The 16435-nt window shown below is 61.5% G+C and carries 14 protein-coding genes; 11 read left to right on the top strand and 3 right to left on the bottom strand.

Going from position 1 to position 16435, the window contains the following annotated elements; all coding sequences use genetic code 11:
- The first annotated feature begins 2 nt into the window (after positions 1-2).
- The 9 genes from K3756_RS18680 (at position 3) to K3756_RS18640 (ending at position 10844) form a co-directional block, all read left to right on the top strand.
- On the top strand, positions 3-851 hold the full coding sequence (locus K3756_RS18680) for a carbohydrate ABC transporter permease (protein ID WP_259994157.1): 849 nt from the start codon (positions 3-5) through the stop codon (positions 849-851).
- Positions 848-2932, top strand: a complete 2085-nt coding sequence (locus K3756_RS18675; protein ID WP_259994154.1) for an alpha-galactosidase — start codon at positions 848-850, stop codon at positions 2930-2932. The genes K3756_RS18680 and K3756_RS18675 overlap by 4 nt, the downstream gene beginning before the upstream one ends.
- Positions 2929-4641, top strand: coding sequence for an IlvD/Edd family dehydratase (locus K3756_RS18670; protein ID WP_259994152.1), 1713 nt, complete (start codon positions 2929-2931; stop codon positions 4639-4641). The genes K3756_RS18675 and K3756_RS18670 overlap by 4 nt, the downstream gene beginning before the upstream one ends.
- Positions 4641-5405, top strand: coding sequence for an SDR family NAD(P)-dependent oxidoreductase (locus K3756_RS18665; protein WP_259994149.1), 765 nt, complete (start codon positions 4641-4643; stop codon positions 5403-5405). The genes K3756_RS18670 and K3756_RS18665 overlap by 1 nt, the downstream gene beginning before the upstream one ends.
- Before the next feature lie 4 nt (positions 5406-5409).
- Complete coding sequence (locus K3756_RS18660; RefSeq protein ID WP_259994148.1) at positions 5410-6306, top strand: 2-dehydro-3-deoxygalactonokinase; 897 nt, start codon at positions 5410-5412, stop codon at positions 6304-6306.
- A gap of 3 nt (positions 6307-6309) precedes the next feature.
- Positions 6310-6915, top strand: coding sequence for a 2-dehydro-3-deoxy-6-phosphogalactonate aldolase (locus K3756_RS18655; protein WP_259994146.1), 606 nt, complete (start codon positions 6310-6312; stop codon positions 6913-6915).
- The gene (locus K3756_RS18650) at positions 6912-7742 is read left to right on the top strand and encodes an SMP-30/gluconolactonase/LRE family protein (protein WP_259994144.1); all 831 of its coding nucleotides are present in this window, start codon (positions 6912-6914) and stop codon (positions 7740-7742) included. Before K3756_RS18655 ends, K3756_RS18650 begins: the two co-directional genes overlap by 4 nt.
- On the top strand, positions 7739-9664 hold the full coding sequence (locus K3756_RS18645) for a beta-galactosidase (protein WP_259994142.1): 1926 nt from the start codon (positions 7739-7741) through the stop codon (positions 9662-9664). The genes K3756_RS18650 and K3756_RS18645 overlap by 4 nt, the downstream gene beginning before the upstream one ends.
- Positions 9665-9731: 67 nt before the next feature.
- Positions 9732-10844, top strand: coding sequence for an aminotransferase class V-fold PLP-dependent enzyme (locus K3756_RS18640; protein ID WP_259994139.1), 1113 nt, complete (start codon positions 9732-9734; stop codon positions 10842-10844).
- Here K3756_RS18640 and K3756_RS18635 read toward each other — a convergent pair.
- Positions 10841-12004 (bottom strand): pyridoxal phosphate-dependent aminotransferase, encoded by a 1164-nt coding sequence (locus tag K3756_RS18635; RefSeq protein ID WP_259994137.1) that lies wholly within the window; start codon positions 12002-12004, stop codon positions 10841-10843. The two genes, K3756_RS18640 and K3756_RS18635, sit on opposite strands and share 4 nt — an antisense overlap.
- Before the next feature lie 113 nt (positions 12005-12117).
- Here K3756_RS18635 and K3756_RS18630 point away from each other — a divergent pair, with 113 nt between their 5' ends.
- Positions 12118-12843: an SDR family NAD(P)-dependent oxidoreductase gene (locus tag K3756_RS18630; protein WP_259994135.1), complete on the top strand. Its 726-nt coding sequence runs from the start codon at positions 12118-12120 to the stop codon at positions 12841-12843.
- Here the strand turns inward: K3756_RS18630 and K3756_RS18625 are convergent.
- On the bottom strand, positions 12840-13598 hold the full coding sequence (locus tag K3756_RS18625) for an MBL fold metallo-hydrolase (RefSeq protein WP_259994133.1): 759 nt from the start codon (positions 13596-13598) through the stop codon (positions 12840-12842). The genes K3756_RS18630 and K3756_RS18625 overlap by 4 nt on opposite strands.
- A 41-nt stretch (positions 13599-13639) precedes the next feature.
- Here K3756_RS18625 and K3756_RS18620 point away from each other — a divergent pair, with 41 nt between their 5' ends.
- On the top strand, positions 13640-14767 hold the full coding sequence (locus tag K3756_RS18620; protein WP_259994131.1) for an aminotransferase class I/II-fold pyridoxal phosphate-dependent enzyme: 1128 nt from the start codon (positions 13640-13642) through the stop codon (positions 14765-14767).
- Here K3756_RS18620 and K3756_RS18615 read toward each other — a convergent pair whose 3' ends face one another.
- Positions 14768-16417, bottom strand: a complete 1650-nt coding sequence (locus K3756_RS18615) for an acetolactate synthase large subunit (RefSeq protein ID WP_259994121.1) — start codon at positions 16415-16417, stop codon at positions 14768-14770.
- Positions 16418-16435 lie beyond the last annotated feature (18 nt).

Below are 16435 nucleotides of genomic sequence, written 5' to 3'. Positions count from 1 at the left end.
CGATGTTTCCAACACCTATTGAAAAGACATCCTCGACCTCGCAAATGGTCTACCGCGTGGCGCTGCCGATCGTTCTGATCCTCTGGCTGCTGCCGCTGATCGCGGTCGCCGTCACCTCGATCCGGTCCGCAGGCGATATCACGGCAGGCAACTACTGGGGCTGGCCGTCGTCCTTCAACTTCGTCGAAAACTACACGGCGATCTTCCAGAACACGCCGATCGGCAAATACATCCTCAACTCGTTCAAGGTGACAATCCCGACGGTGATCGGCGCGGTCGCGCTGTCGTGCATGACGGGCTTTGCGCTGGGTGTGTATAAGTTCAAAGGCAATCTGCTTTTGTTTTTCATGTTCGTGGCGGGCAACTTCATTCCGTTCCAGATCCTGATGGTGCCGGTGCGCGATCTGACGCTGGATCTGGGCATGTACAACACCGTCCAGGGTCTGGCCTTGTTCCATATCGCGTTTCAGACCGGTTTCTGCACGCTCTTCATGCGCAACTTTATCAAGGCTTTGCCAAGCGAGCTGATCGAGGCGGCAAGGGTCGAAGGCGTGTCCGAAATCCAGATCTTCTGGCACGTGGTGCTGCCGCTGATGAAACCCGCGATTGCCGCGTTGTCGGTGCTTATCTTTACCTTCATCTGGAATGACTATTTCTGGGCCACGGTGCTGACGCAGGGGGCCGATACACAACCGATCACCGCCGGGCTTTATTCGTTGAACGGGCAATGGGTCGCGCAGTGGCATCTGGTATCTGCGGGATCGATCGTGGCGGCGCTACCGCCGGTGCTGATGTTCTTTGCGATGCAGCGCCACTTTATCGCGGGCCTGACCCTGGGTGCTGTAAAATGACACAAACCTGGCGGCTGGATGATACGCGCCAGACACTGGTTCTAGGCGCGCGGGGTGACCGTTTGGCCGAAGTGGTCTATTGGGGGCCGCGCCTGCCGGAGGACGAAGACTGCGCCACAATCGTTCGGGGCGGCGACATCGACGTGACCGGTGGCATGCTGGATGTGAACCCCGAACTGTCGATCTCGCCCGAGGCGACGCGCACTTTTCCCGGTCAGCCGGGCATGGTGATCCGCGGCGAGGACGGCATGCCGATCCTGCCGAAATTCCGCTTTGCCCGCGCCGAAGAAACGCCGAACGGGCTCAGCCTGCATTACGTCGATACCAGCAACGGTTTGCGCTATGCGGCGACGTTCGAACTGGACCCGCAGACGCATATCATCGCGTCGCGCTCCGTGCTCGAAGCGGATCGGTCGCTGCATCTGCATTGGCTGGCGGCGCCGGTGATGCCCGCACCGCAGATGTCGGACGAAATGATCGATTTCTCGGGCCGCTGGTGCGGTGAGTTCCAGATGAACCGTACGGCGTGGTCTGCAGGGATACGCTACCGCGAGAATCGCACAGGGCGCACGGGCCACGAACATTTCCCGGGTCTGCTCGTGCCCTGCAGGGGCGCCACAAACACGCAAGGGCAGGTGTACGGTTTCCATTATGGCTGGTCCGGCGGGCATCGCATGATCGCCGAAGAACTGCCCGACGGGCGCAGACAGGTGCAATTCGGACATGCCAGCCGGATGGAGAGCAAACCGCGCACACGCTTTGCGTCATCAACGCTTTACTCGGTGTTTTCCAGCGATGGTATCAACGGGTGTGCCGTGTCTTTCCAGCGGCATCTGCGCGACCGGATCATCACGTGGCCCGACGCCTCACGCCCGCGTCCGGTGCATTACAACTCTTGGGAAGCGGTCTATTTCAACCACAAGATCGACGAACTGAAAGACCTCGCAGCGCACGCGGCGCTGCTCGGTGCCGAACGCTTCGTGCTGGATGACGGCTGGTTCGGGATGCGCGATAACGACGAAAGCAGCCTCGCCGACTGGGTTGTCGATCCGCGCAAATACCCCGATGGGCTGGATCCGCTGATCGAGCATGTGCACGGGTTGGACATGACGTTCGGCATCTGGTTCGAGCCCGAAATGGTGAACCCCGATTCCGAGCTGCACCGCGCCCATCCCGACTGGGCTCTGGGGGGCGAAGATCAAATCCTCGGGCGTCAGCAAAAGGCGCTGGACATGAGCAACGAGGCGGTGCGCGACTATCTGTTCGACCGCATCAGCCACGTGCTGGAAAACCACGCCATCGATTACATCAAGTGGGATCACAACCGTGTCCTGCCGCAACCCGACGCCGCCCAGACCATGGGCAGCTATGCGCTGATCGACAGGCTGCGCGAGGCCTTTCCGAATGTCGAAATCGAAAGCTGCGCTTCGGGTGGGGGGCGCATCGACTTTGGCATCCTCAGCCGCACCCACCGCGTCTGGCTGTCCGATAGCAACGATGCGGTCGAGCGTCTACGGATGCAGCACAACGCCGCGATCTTTCTGCCGCTCGTGGTTACCGGTAGCCACGTTGGCCCGCGCGTGTGTCATACATCGGGGCGCACCATCAACATCCGGTTCCGCGCATGGGTCGCAGCACAGCGGCACATGGGGTTCGAAATGGATCCCCGTGAGCTGACCGAGGATGAAACGGCAGTTCTGTCGCGGGTGACCGCGTGGTGGCGTGAAAATCGCAAATGGATGGGCCGCGCCGATATTCTGCGGCTCGACAGCCCCGACGACGCGGTCATTGCAGAACAGCAGCTGGCCGAGGACGACAGCCGTTTTGTCGTCTTTGCCGGTAAGGCGGATACCTCCTCGCAGATCGCGCCCCGCCCCCTGCGGCTGACACGGCTTGATCCGGCTGCGATGTACCGGATTGATCTGGTCAATCGCGACGATATCAACCATCTGTCACGGGGGGACACGCTGTTGAAAACGGATGCGAAAACGGTCAGCGGCAGTTATCTGATGAACCACGGATTGATCCTGCCGTGGTCTTTCCCCGAAACCATGTGGGTGATCGAAGGAACGAAGCTATGAGCAAGAAGCCCCGCCGCAGCGCCGCCTGGTACGGCAAGACCGACAAGGATGGCTTTATCCACCGCAGCTGGATGAAGAACCAGGGCTTTCCCGATCACGCGTTTGACGGACGGCCCATTATCGGCATCTGCAACACATGGTCCGAACTGACCCCGTGCAACAGCGGCCTTCGCGATCTGGCCGAAGGCGTGAAGCGGGGCGTCTGGGAAGCGGGTGGCTTCCCCGTCGAATTCCCTGTGATGAGCCTAGGCGAAACACAGATGAAACCGACCGCCATGCTGTTCCGCAACCTGCTGGCGATGGATGTCGAGGAGTCGATTCGTGCCTACGGGATTGACGGTGTGGTCCTGCTGGGGGGCTGTGACAAGACAACGCCGGGCCAGCTGATGGGGGCCGCGTCGGTCGATCTGCCGTCAATCGTGGTATCTTCTGGCCCCATGCTGAACGGCAAGTGGCAGGGTCAGGATATCGGGTCGGGCACGGACGTCTGGAAATTCTCCGAAGCCGTCAGGGCAGGGGAGATGACCTTGCAGGATTTCATGAACGCCGAAAGTGGGATGAGCCGCTCCAAGGGGGTGTGCATGACGATGGGCACCGCCTCGACCATGGCTTCTTTGGTCGAGGCGATGGGCATGAGCCTGCCCACGAATGCCGCATTGCCTGCCGTGGACAGCCGCCGCATGGCGCTGGCCCATCTGACGGGCAAACGCATCGTCGAGATGGTGGACGAAGATATCAAACCCTCCGACATCCTGACGCGCGCGGCCTTTGAAAACGCAATTATGGCGAATGCCGCCGTGGGCGGGTCGACCAACGCGGTCGTGCACCTGCTGGCGATCGCGGGGCGCGTCGGTGTCGATTTGACCCTCGATGACTTCGAACTCGGATCGGACATTCCCTTGCTGGTCAACTGCATGCCATCGGGCAAATACCTGATGGAGGATTTCTGCTATGCGGGCGGGATGCCGGTGATCCTGCGAGAGCTGGGCGCGCGCCTGCGCGACACGCCGACCGTGCTGGGCGGTTCGATCACCGCCTACGCCGATGGAGCGGAATGCTACAATCGCGATGTGATATACGCGATGGATGCGCCCCTGAAACCCGCCGCCGGACTGCGCGTGCTCAAGGGCAATCTGGCGCCGCGCGGCGCGATCGTGAAACCCTCCGCAGCGACCGAACACCTGTTGGAGCATGAAGCGGACGCCTATGTGTTCGACAGTATCGAAGATCTGAAGGCAAACATCGATCGGGATGATCTGCCGGTCACTGCCGATACGATCCTGGTGCTCAAGGGCTGTGGGCCCAAGGGGTATCCCGGCATGCCCGAAGTCGGCAACATGCCCATTCCCGGCAAACTGGTCAAAGAAGGCGTCCGCGATATGGTGCGTGTCTCGGATGCGCGCATGTCCGGCACCGCCTATGGCACGGTGATCCTGCATGTTTCGCCCGAGGCGCAGGACGGGGGGCCGCTGGCCCTCGTCAAAACGGGTGACCGTATCCGGATATCGGCACAGAACGGTGTGCTCGATCTGCTGGTTGATGAGGCGGAGCTGCAGGCCCGCCGGGACGCATGGGAACCCGACGCACCGCATTACACCCGCGGGTACGCAAAAATGTACGTGGATCACGTGTTGCAGGCGGACCGGGGCGCGGATCTTGATTTTCTGGTGGGCAAAGACACCCGCCCCGTCACACGGGAGAGCCACTGATGCACGCGACATTCCATGACTTGAAAGACAAGACCGTCTTTATCACCGGCGGAGGGTCGGGCATCGGCGCGGCGCTGACGGATGGCTTTCTGGCGCAAGGTGCGCGGGTCGGCTTTGTCGGACGCAGCGATGCAACCGCCTTTTGCGATGAGATGGAGGCCAAGCACGGCACCCGGCCCCATTTCGTGGAGTGCGACATCACCGACACCGCCGCGCTCAAAGCCGCAATAGTTGAAATCGCCGACACGTTGGGGCCGATACAGATCGCCGTAAACAATGCCGCGAACGATCAGCGCCACGAAACGCTTTCGGTTGACGAAGAATTCTGGGACTGGTCGCAGGCGATCAATCTGAAGGCGTATTTCTTCGGGTGCCAAGCCGCCATCGAGAGCATGCAAAAAGCGGGCGGCGGCGTGATCGTGAACTTTTCCTCGATCAGCTACATGATGGGGAACGAAGGCTATCCGGCCTACACCACGGCCAACGGCGGGATCACCGCAATGACCCGCAGTCTGGCCCGAGAATTTGGCCGCGACAACATTCGCGTCAACGCCTTGGCGCCGGGATGGGTGATGACGGACAAGCAAAAGGAAATGTGGGTCACACCCGAAGCGCTTGACGGGATGCTGGATCGGCAATGCCTCAAGCGCCCGATTGAGCCAGAAGATATCGTGGGTGCCACCCTGTTTCTGGCATCTGACGCAAGCCGCATGATGACCGGCCAGTTAATGGTCGTCGACGGCGGCGTCGTGACCACCGGATAGCGCGATGAGATGGATTGCAGTCGATTGGGGCACCAGCAACCTGCGCGCCTGGGTGATGCAGGGTGACGCGGTTCAGGCCGCCCTTTCATCCGCCGATGGCATGGGCACATTGGCCCGCGATGGGTTCGAGCCCGCGCTGCTGCGTCTGGTTGGGGACCACCTGCAAGACGGCTCGGTAACACCCGTCATCTGCTGCGGCATGGTTGGCGCACGGCAGGGCTGGATCGAAGCGGCTTACCAAACGGTTCCGTCCTCGCCACCACAGGCGGCGCAGTCCGTGTCGCCGGTGTGTGACGATCCGCGGCTGTCGGTGTCCATTCTGCCTGGCATGTCACAGGCAAGCCCCGCAGATGTGATGCGTGGCGAAGAAACCCAGATTGCCGGTTTTCTCGCCGCCTTTCCCGATTTTGACGGTGTTCTGTGTCTGCCCGGAACCCATTCGAAATGGGCCCATATCTCCGCCGGTGAAGTTGTCAGTTTCCGCACATTCATGACGGGTGAGCTCTACGCGCTTTTATCGCGCCAATCGGTTCTCAAGCACTCCATTCCTGACGACGGATGGGATGACGCCGCATTCACGGATGCCGTGGGCGATGCGATGTCACGGCCCGAACGTGTGGTGGCAGATCTGTTCTCTCTGCGTGCGCAGGGGCTCGTTTCCACGCTCGATCCTGCGGTGGCGCGTGCGCGGCTGTCTGGTATGTTGGTCGGGATGGAGCTGGCCGCGGCGCGGCCCTACTGGCTGGGACAGAACGTGGCGCTCGTGGGCAACGGCACGCTCTCGCAGCGCTACAGCGAGGCGCTCGCGGCGCAGGGCGTCACAGCACAGACAACCGACGCCGAAGAGATGACGTTGCGCGGTTTGCGCGCGGCCTTTCATTCCCTGTCCGAAGGAGCCTGAACCATGAGCCGTCCCCTGATTGCCATTTTGCGCGGCATCACACCGCCCGAGGTCGAAGCCATCGGTGAGCAGCTAATCGAAGCCGGTATCGACCGCATCGAAGTTCCACTGAATTCGCCCGATCCGCTCACGTCCATCGGTTTGCTTGCCGATCTGTTGAAAGGGCGCGCGGTTGTCGGGGCAGGGACCGTGCTGACCGCGCAGGCTGTGGCCGATGTGGCCGGTGTGGGCGGACAATTGATCGTGTCGCCGGATTGCAATCCCGCGGTGATCGACGCGACCAAAGAGTCCGGTCTGCAAAGTTTTCCGGGCGTCATGACGCCGACGGAAAGCTTCACCGCGCTGCGGCACGGGGCGGACGGGCTGAAGTTCTTTCCGGGCAATCTCATCGGTCCGGCTGGACTAAAGGCGCTCAAGGCCGTGTTGCCACCCGAAACGGAAACCTACGCCGTTGGAGGTGCCGCGCCCGAGAACTTTGGCGACTGGCTGGCGGCGGGGGCCACGGGTTTCGGGATCGGAAGCGGTCTTTACCAAGCGGGTTTCAGCCTTGAAGAGGTAGCGACCCGCGCCGGCAGCATCGTGGCCGCCTTTGACGCGCTGCGCCCATGACCGCCACTGTTTTCGACGAGACGCGGTGCCTTTTGGGCGAGGGGCCGCTTTGGCATCCTGAACGGGGCGCTCTGTTCTGGTTCGATATCCTGAACCGCCGCCTTTACGGCGAAGGGCGGGTCCATCAATTTGACGAATACGTATCGGCCGCGGGGTGGGTCGACACCGACACGCTGCTGGTTGCCTCGCAGACGCAGCTCTTTACCTTCAATCTCGAGACAGGCGAAGACACGTTCGTCGCCCCGCTCGAAGCGGACAATTTGGTCACGCGGTCCAATGACGGGCGGGCCGATCCCGCGGGCGGCTTCTGGATCGGGACGATGGGCATCAACGCCGAGCGCAAGGCGGGTAGCATATACCGGTACTACAAAGGCACTGTCGAGCGGTTGTTCGACAGGATCACGATCAGCAATGCCATTTCCTTCGCGCCGGACGGGACCACCGCTTACTTCACCGATACGGCCACGCGCCACGTGATGCGCGTGGCGCTTGACGATGAGGGCTGGCCTGCTTCGGACCCGGTCTTGCATCTTGATCTGCGGGGCGAGGATCTGAACCCCGACGGCGCTGTTGTCGACGCAGACGGTTGTTTGTGGATTGCCCAATGGGGGGCAGGGCGCGTGGCGCGATACGATGCGGACGGTGCTTTTCTGGGCGCTGTTAGCGTGGGCGGCCAGCAGGCCAGTTGCCCCGCTTTTGGCGGTCCTGATCTCAAAACCCTTTTCGTCACCACCGCTGCCGATGGGCTGGATGGTGCAGGAGACGGGAAAACATATCACTGCGCGGTCAATGTGACGGGACAGCGCGAACACCGGGTAATTCTATGAACCTCAAGCGAACTCTGGGCACCTGCTATTATCCCGAACACTGGGACCGCGCCATCTGGGAAGACGATGCGCGGCGCATGGCCGAGGCGGGCCTGACATGGGTGCGGATCGGGGAATTCGCGTGGACGCGGCTCGAACCTGCGGAGGGGGACTATCACTTAGGCTGGCTCGACGATGCAATCGCGGTGCTGGGATCGGCAGGGTTGAAGGTGGTGCTGGGCACGCCCACGGCAACGCCGCCGCGCTGGATTATGGACAAACATCCCGACATGATCGCGCTTGACGAGCTTGGCCGCCCGCGGCGTTTCGGATCACGCCGGCACTACTGTTTCAGCCATGAAGGGTACAAGGCGGAATGCGCAAGGATCGTCTCGAAGCTGGCCGAGCGGTATGGCGATAACCCGCATATCGCGGCGTGGCAGACCGACAATGAATACGGCTGCCACGATACAACCCTTTCCTACTCCGACGCTGCGGGCACCGCGTTCCAAAGCTGGCTGCGCACCCGCTATCCCGGTGCGGGCAATGGCGGGGATATCAACGCGCTGAACGATGCGTGGGGCAACGTATTCTGGTCGATGGACTACGATGACTTTGACCAGATCGGATTGCCCAACCTGACCGTGACAGAGCCTAACCCGGCCCATTCGCTCGCTTTTCGCCGCTTCACATCGGACCAGGTGGTTGCGTTCAATCGGGTGCAGGTCGACATCATCCGGCGCCATTCCGATGCGCCGATCACCCACAACTACATGGGGCGGATCACGGATTTCGATCATTTCGATGTCGGCAATGATCTCGATTTCGCCAGTTGGGACAGCTATCCGCTCGGCTTTCTCGAAGACCGCTCGGGATTTGACGATGCCCATAAGAAGCGGTTTGCCCGGCAGGGCGACCCGGATTTCGGTGCGTTTCACCACGACCTTTACCGCGCGGTCGGCAAAGGCCGCTGGTGGGTGATGGAGCAGCAGCCCGGCCCCGTGAACTGGGCCCCGTACAACCCCGCGCCGCTGCCCGGTATGGTGCGCTTGTGGTCGTGGGAAGCGTTTGCACACGGCGCCGAAGCGGTGTGCTATTTCCGCTGGCGGCAAGCGCCTTTTGCGCAGGAACAGATGCACGCGGGTCTTCTGCGCCCCGATAGCGCCGACGCGCCCGGCATGGCGGAGGCGCAGCAGGTCGCACAAGAGCTTGGCAAAGCGCCGGACGTGCAGCCGGTGCAGGCTCCGGTGGCGTTGATGTTTGACTATGCCGCTGATTATTACTGGGCGGTGCAGCCGCACGGTGACGGGCTGAGTTATTTCGGGCTCGTCTTCGACACCTACCGCGCGCTGCGCGCAATGGGATTGTCGGTGGATATCGTACCGGCCAGCACGCGCGACTTTTCGGGCTACACCATGATCCTCGCCCCCGGTGTGATGCACATGGAAGATGATCTGAAGCAGGCCTTCGCGCGGGCCGATGCGACGGTTCTCGTCGGCCCTCGTACCGGCGCACGGGATGCCGACATGTGCACCCCCGTTCCGATGCCACCCGCCTGGCCGGATTTCGACGCGACCGTGACCTATGTGCAATCGATCCGCCCCGACAGCCCCGTTGCCCTGCCGGAGGGGGGCCATTTCATCCGGTATCTGGAGCATATCGAGACGGGCGAAACCGTCGTCGAGGCGACACAAGACGGCGCGCCCGCATTGGTACAAAAGGGCCGTTTCCACTATTTGGCGGGCTGGCCCGATCAGGATGCCGCGCGGCGGATATTGGGAGAGTTGGCCACGTCGGCAGGTCTTTCGGTCATGGATCTGCCCGATGGTGTACGGTGCCGCGACACAGGAACAGAACGGTTCTGGTTTAACTTCGACACGCAATCGCACACTGTGGCAGGACGAACGCTCGCACCGGTTTCAGTGCTGCGCGAGACACTGTAGCGGGGCAGGGAGGCTTGCGCCTGCCGATCTGGCGGGCACTGGTTTTCCCGGTTAGAAAGAGATGGATATGTCAGACCCCGCTTATTTCCTGTATCACTCCATCGGGCTCTATCCCGGCAAAGACCGCGAAATGGCGCGGGCTTTGGGTGACTTCGCAACTGTCTGGGGCGCATGCGATGACGCGCAGTGGCCGAAAATGCTCGGCGCGCGGCAGACGTTCATCGACCTGTGGTGTGATCTAATCGACGCCCCCGCGGGGACGCTGACCTCTGCAGACAACGTAACTGCGGCGCTTTATTCCGTTATTGGCGGGATGGCCGACCGCTTGTCCGGCAGGACCGTTCTGATTGCTGCCGATTGTTTTCCGTCGCTGCATTTTCTGCTGAACGGGCTTGCCGACCGTATCGGATTTACACTCAGGACCGTGCCGCTTCGCGAAGGGGGCTACTGGGTCGAAGATGACGACATGATCGCGGCGTGGGGGCCGGATGTCGCGCTCGCCATCCTGACGTTCGTGACCTCCACAGCATCGCACAGGCCGGATCTTGACCGCCTGCTCGCCCACGGTCGCGAGATGGGATCGCTCGTCGGTATTGATCTAACACAGGGCATCGGCATCGTCCCGTTTTCCGTGGTGGATACGCCCGTTGATTTCGCCATCTCGACGACGCTGAAATGGCTGTGTGGCACGCCCGGCGCGGGTATCATTCAGATGCGCCCCGAACTTATTGCTGCGTCTGCCCCGGAATTGCGGGGCTGGTTCAGTCAGGATAATCCGTTTTCGTGGGACCTGGAGGCGTTTGACTACGCGCCGGATGCGCGACGTTTCGACCACGGGACGCCCTCGGTCATGGCCTGTGTGGGATCCGTGCCCGCGCTCAGATGGCACGCGGCGCAGTCGGGGTTACAAGCCCACAACCGTGCATTGACCGACACGATCATCGAATGGGCTAACGCGCGCGGTGTGACTTTGGCATCCCCCGCATCGCGCAACCGGCGGGGTGGGTCGGTCATGTTGCATCTGCCGTCCTCTGTCGATCCTGCGCAGGTCGTAGACAGCTTGCGCGACGCGAATATTTTCGCGGATGCCCGCGGCCCGATCCTGCGGCTGTCGCCGGGCGCTGTCACTCGGATGCAGCATGTAACCCGGCTTTGTGATGCGTTGGATACGCTGGTTTAGAGACTGTTGAAGAACCGCTGCATCCTGTCCATCGCGTCTGTGAGCACGTCAAGCTCCGCACAGCCGAAACAGACCCGCAAATGCCCCTCGCCAGCTGTGCCGTAGAAACTGCCCGCTTCGACCACCACACCCGTTTCATTCAGCAATCTGTCCGCGCAGTTTTGCGCCGACAGGCCCGTGGCGCGGATGTCGGGAAACGCATAAATCGTGCCTTCGACAGGAGCGCAGGTGACCCCGGGCATCTGGTTCAGGCGGGTCACGACCAGATCGCGGCGGGCCCGGTCGCGGTCCACCATCTCGGCCAGAACACCTGAAGGACCCGTTACCGCCGCCAAGGCTCCGGCCTGAATGAATGTGTTCACATGGGTGACTTCGCTGGTGGTCATTTTCATCAACGGACCCATGAGGCCCGCATCGGCCGCCAGATAGCCAAGCCGCCAGCCGTCCATCGCGTAGGCTTTGGTAAAGGCGCTCATCGTGATTGTCCGCGTGCGCATGCCGGGCAGGGCCGCGATGGAAATATGGCGCGCGCCGTCATAGGTGATTTCTTCGTACACCTCGTCTGAAAACACCATCAGATCGTGTGCCACGGCCAGCTGCGCCAAGCCTTCAAGCTCGGCACGGGAATAGACACGACCCGTCGGGTTGCAGGGATTAACAATCGCAATCGCCTTGGTGCGCGAAGTGATATGCGGTGCAATGAGATCCGCATTCAGCGCGAAACCGTTTTCCGCATCGAGCGGCGCGATAACGACGCGGCCCCCCGCCAGTTCCACCTTGCCGATATGCTGCGGGTAGTAGGGCGCAAGCAGGATGACCTCGTCGCCGTCATCGATGAACGCCATAAAGGCGGCGAAAGATGCGTGGGTCAGGCCGTTCGTGATCAGCACCTCATCGGCAGTGAAGTCGAGCCCGTTTTGCCGCGACAGCTTCTCTGCCAGCGCCTGCCTGAGCGCAGGCTGGCCCTGCAGATCAGAATAATGCACATCGCCCGCATTGAGGGCGGCAACGGTCGCCTGTTTGATGTGGCAGGGTGTATCGTCTGCCGGCATGCCCAGTTCGAGGTGGATCAGATCGCCGGACATGCCTACGGCTTTCGCAAACATGCCGAAATTCTTTGGGCTTGTGTCGGTGATCCTGCGGGCAGGGCGGGGGGGCATGGCGCTTCCTTCTGACGTGGGCAGGATAAATGCGTTTACATTCAATACGATCTATCGGAGCGTGTCGCGAAAATCCATGCCAATCGACGGGCCCGGTGTGAAAGGAAATACAGATGGTGAAAGTTGCAGTGGTCACAGGCGCAGCGGGCGGCATGGGCCGAGCGATCGTTGCCAAGTTGCTCGAGGACGGTCTGCACGTTGTCGGGCTGGATGTCGACAGTGACGGCATGGCCGAAATGGCCCAGCAAGAAGGGTTTGCCGCGATACCCACGGATCTGATGGACAAGAGCGCGATTGACGCAGCTTTTGCGCAAATCGCGTCCGAGCATGGCGGGGTGGACGCGCTCGTCAACAACGCCGGCACGTGTTTCATGTCAGAATTTCCCGATATTCCGGAGGACGAGTTTGAAAGGCAGATGCGCCTGAATTTTACGGCCGCCTTTCATTGTGCGCAGGCATCGATCAAGCTCATGACCGGGCGGGCGGGTGTCCGCAAGATCGTGAACATATCCTCGAACGGTGCCTATAATTTCGATGCTTTCGACCCGCCCCATTACCGCGCGAGCAAGGCTGCGCTGGACACGCTGACCAAAGATCTGGCCCGCAGATATGCAACCGAGCAGATTGCCGTCAATTCGATCGCCCCTGCGATGACCCAAACGCCGCTTTTCGGGGTGGTGAGCGAGGAGGTTCTGGCCAAGGCCATCGCGCAAATGCCCCACGGTCGCGCCATGCAGCCCGAAGAGATTGCCGCCTGGGTCAGCTTCCTGATCTCACCCGCCGGAAACGTGTCCAGCGGCAATGTCATCATCCTCAATCAGGGGCGGGACGTACGCTAGGTGTACCAGTCGGGCGCCTTGCGCTGTGTCGGCCAGTCTTCGGGGCTGTGACCGAATATCACCAGCGCATCGCGGTCGCGGGCGCGCTGCATCAGTCTGTCACCGTGAAAGATCGCCTGCGCTTCTTCCCATGAACCGGCAAAGCGTTCGCCGATTTCGTCCGCTCTGCTGATCGCGTCCGAGGTCAGCAGGATCGGCCCGCTGTCCGGCAGGTCAATCATGAACGCCAGTTGCCCCGGCGCATGACCCGGGCACAGCAGCACGTCGAACCCCTGTGCGAGGGTCATATCTGCGTCGACGAGATGGTATTGCGCGTCCGGCCACGTCATCGGCTGCTTTCCCGACCAGTAGAGCGGGCGCGGCAAGGCGCGTTCTGCTGCCGCGATCAGGATCGGGACACCGGGAAAGGCGTCAAGTTCACCGACATGGTCGATATGGGTGTGACTCTGGATCATCAGCGTGACGTCCGATTTCTTTAGCCCGAGCAATGACAGCTGCGCGCTGACGCTATTGTCGGGCGTCACCGACAACACCCGCCCAAAACTGCCCAGATCATCCTCATCCGTGGCGGCAGCGGCGTCCTGCGCATATTTCGGGGGGAACCCGGAGTCGATCAGCACGACGTCACCGGAATCCATTTCGACGACGTAGCCGCAGATGCCGATGATGCGGCCGTTCGCATGCACCTGAAACAGCCCGTAGTCGAGTACCGCCATGCGTTTCGGTTTGCCCTCCAGCGTGATCTGCCCTTTCATGGTGGTCTCCCCTGTTTGCTGGATTAGGAAATTTGCGCGGCATGAAAGTCAAGATACACACGCTGTTTGAATATCTGCTCGAAACGACCGATGCCGCACCCGAAGCAATCGTCGGGTTCTCGCTATCGCAAAGCCCGACATTGGGGAGTTTCATGGACGATCTCGATCCGGATCTGCCGCTGGATTGGAACAACCGTGACTTTCGCGGGCTGCCGGAATTGCGCGATCATATACTGCACCATGCGGGGCTGGACGGGGTGTGCGATCGCAAGGATGTGCTGATCACCGCCGGAGCTGCGGAAGCGAATTATCTGGCTGTGATGCAGCTTTTGCAGCCCGGCGACGAGATCGTTATCGAAACGCCCGGCTGGCCACAGGCCGACGTGCTTGCCAGGGCGATCGGAGCCAAGGTGGTCAAAGTCCACCGCCGCGAGAAAAACGGCTGGCAATTACCGCTCGATGCGCTGGAAGACGCTGTAAATGCGAAAACGCGCATGATCTTCCTGACGAACCCGAACAACCCGACGGGTGATCTGATGGACGGCGAAACGCTTCAGCGGGTGGTGGATATCGCGGCGGCGCACGGGGCTTGGCTGCTCGTTGACGAGGTGTATGCCGGGCTTGAGTGGGACGGACCGCGCGCCCCTTCGGTCGCCGGTCTGTACGAGCGCGGCATCACGACCGGTTCGGTAAGCAAGGCATTGGGGCTGCAAGGGTTGCGCACCGGTTGGTTGATTTGTCGCGATCCGCAGATGGTCATGGACGCTGTGATCCTGCGTGAGAATTCCAGCGAGATCATGAATATCATGGGCGAAGTCATCGCCGAGATCGCCCTGCGCCCCGATCGGTACGACAAAGCCATGGCAGAGGCCCGCGCGGCCGGGCGGCGCAATCTGGCGCGCATGGACGCGTGGGTGGCAGCGCAGCCCATGCTGGAATGGGTCGCACCCCGTGCGGGGCTGATCGGGCTGGGGCGTTTGCCGGAAAACATGGATAGCGGCGCTTTCGCGCGGTTTCTGCTGGCCGATCCTTACCGGACGTTCCTGCTGCCCGGTACGGCCTATGACCAGCCCGGGCATATCCGGCTCGGTGTCGGTGGCGGCGCAGGCGTCAATCTTGACGAAGGGCTTGACCGGCTTGCCAAGGGGCTACGCGCCTGGCCGGGTTGATCAGAACGTCTCCGTGATCTTGCCCAAACGCTCCGTCAGTTTCATATTCTCGCGGTAGTCGATCGGGATCACCACCATCGATGGCCCGCGGTGATCGAGCGCACGTTGCAGGGCGCTTTGCAACTCTTCGGCGTTGTCGCACCGCTGACCCTGCCAGTCGAGGGCATCGCACAATTGCATCCAGTCGGGATTGGTGAAGGACAAATCCGTGTGCTCACCGAATTCCTGTTCCTGCTTCCACGCGATCAGACCATAGGCCTTGTCCTCCCACACCAGCACCGTGATGTCGGAACCGAGGCGGCTGGCCGTTTCCATTTCCTGCACGTTCATCATGACGTCCGCATCTCCGACCACGGCAAGGACCTTGGCGTCGGGGCAGGCGTGTTTTGCAGCGATTGCACCGGGCAGGGGCATACCCATGGAGCAAAAACCGTTCGAGATGAGGCAGGTGCCGGGCGCATGACATTGGTAGTGGCGCGCAATCCACATTTTATGCGCACCGACACCGGACAACACGATATCATCCGGCCCCAGAACCGCGCGTACATCGGCGACCGCCTTTTGCGGACGGATGGAGCCGGTTGTACGATCCTGCGCATGTTCGGCAAATTCGCTTTGCATCCGCTCGCGCAGCTTTGTCTGGCTGGCCAGATCGTACCGTGGCGCGCCGTCCCGCTCCGCGCGGGCGTTCAACATTGAAAGACCATGCGCGACATCCCCTACAACCTCGATTGAGGGCTGATAGTATTTGTCACTTTCGGCGGGCGCAAAATCCATATGGATAATGTCTGCGCCGCAACCGCTGTTCCATTTTTCCGGCCCGTATTCCACCGGATCGAACCCGACGGTGAGTATCAGATCGGCAGCGTCGATGGCCAGTTGCGGATAGTCGCGCTGCCCCATGCCCACGGTGAACAGGCATCTGGGGTCCTCCAGATCAAGCGCCCCTTTGCCCATGAATGTCATCAGGGCACCGATGCCCGTTGCCTCGCAGAACTGACGTAGCTGTGCGCTGGCCCGCGTGCGGATGGCACCGTTTCCGGCAATGATCAATGGTGTCTTGGCCGAGCGGAGCCTGTCCCAGACCTGATCGATCACATCGTCGCCGGGAACAGGGCGGCGCACGCGCGCGGCGCGCATGGGGCGTTCGTCCGTTTGTGTGGCGGCGACATCTTCGGCAAGCTCGATATGGCAGGCGCCCGGCTTCTCGGCTGTGGCCAGCTTTACCGCCTTGTGCACGATTTCGGGAATGTTGGATGCCGCGTTGATGGCGGTCGACCACTTGGTCACAGGCTTGTACATCTCGACGACGTTCATCACCTGATGGCTTTCCTTGTGCTGGCGGGTCAACGCGCCCTGACCGGTCAGGACAAGCATCGGTGCACGGTCCATATTGCCGTCCGCCACGCCGGTGATCAGGTTCGTCGCCCCTGGACCCAACGTGCCGAGACATACGCCGACCTTGCCGGTCAGTCTCCCGTAGACCTCGGCCATGAAGGCGGCGCCCTGTTCATGGCGCGTCAGCACAAACTCGATCGACGAGTCCTGCAACGACATCATGAAGTCGGCATTTTCCTCACCCGGAACGCCATAGATCCTCTCGACGCCCTCCGCTTCGAGACATTTGACGAACAGATCGGACGCTTTCATGTGCTTGGCACTCCTGAT

The sequence above is a fragment of the Sulfitobacter sp. S190 genome (genome assembly GCF_025141935.1).
In the GTDB taxonomy this organism is placed as follows: Bacteria; Pseudomonadota; Alphaproteobacteria; order Rhodobacterales; family Rhodobacteraceae; genus Sulfitobacter.
Note: the sequence above shows the minus strand (reverse complement) of the source record. Positions and strands in the feature narration are given on the sequence as shown.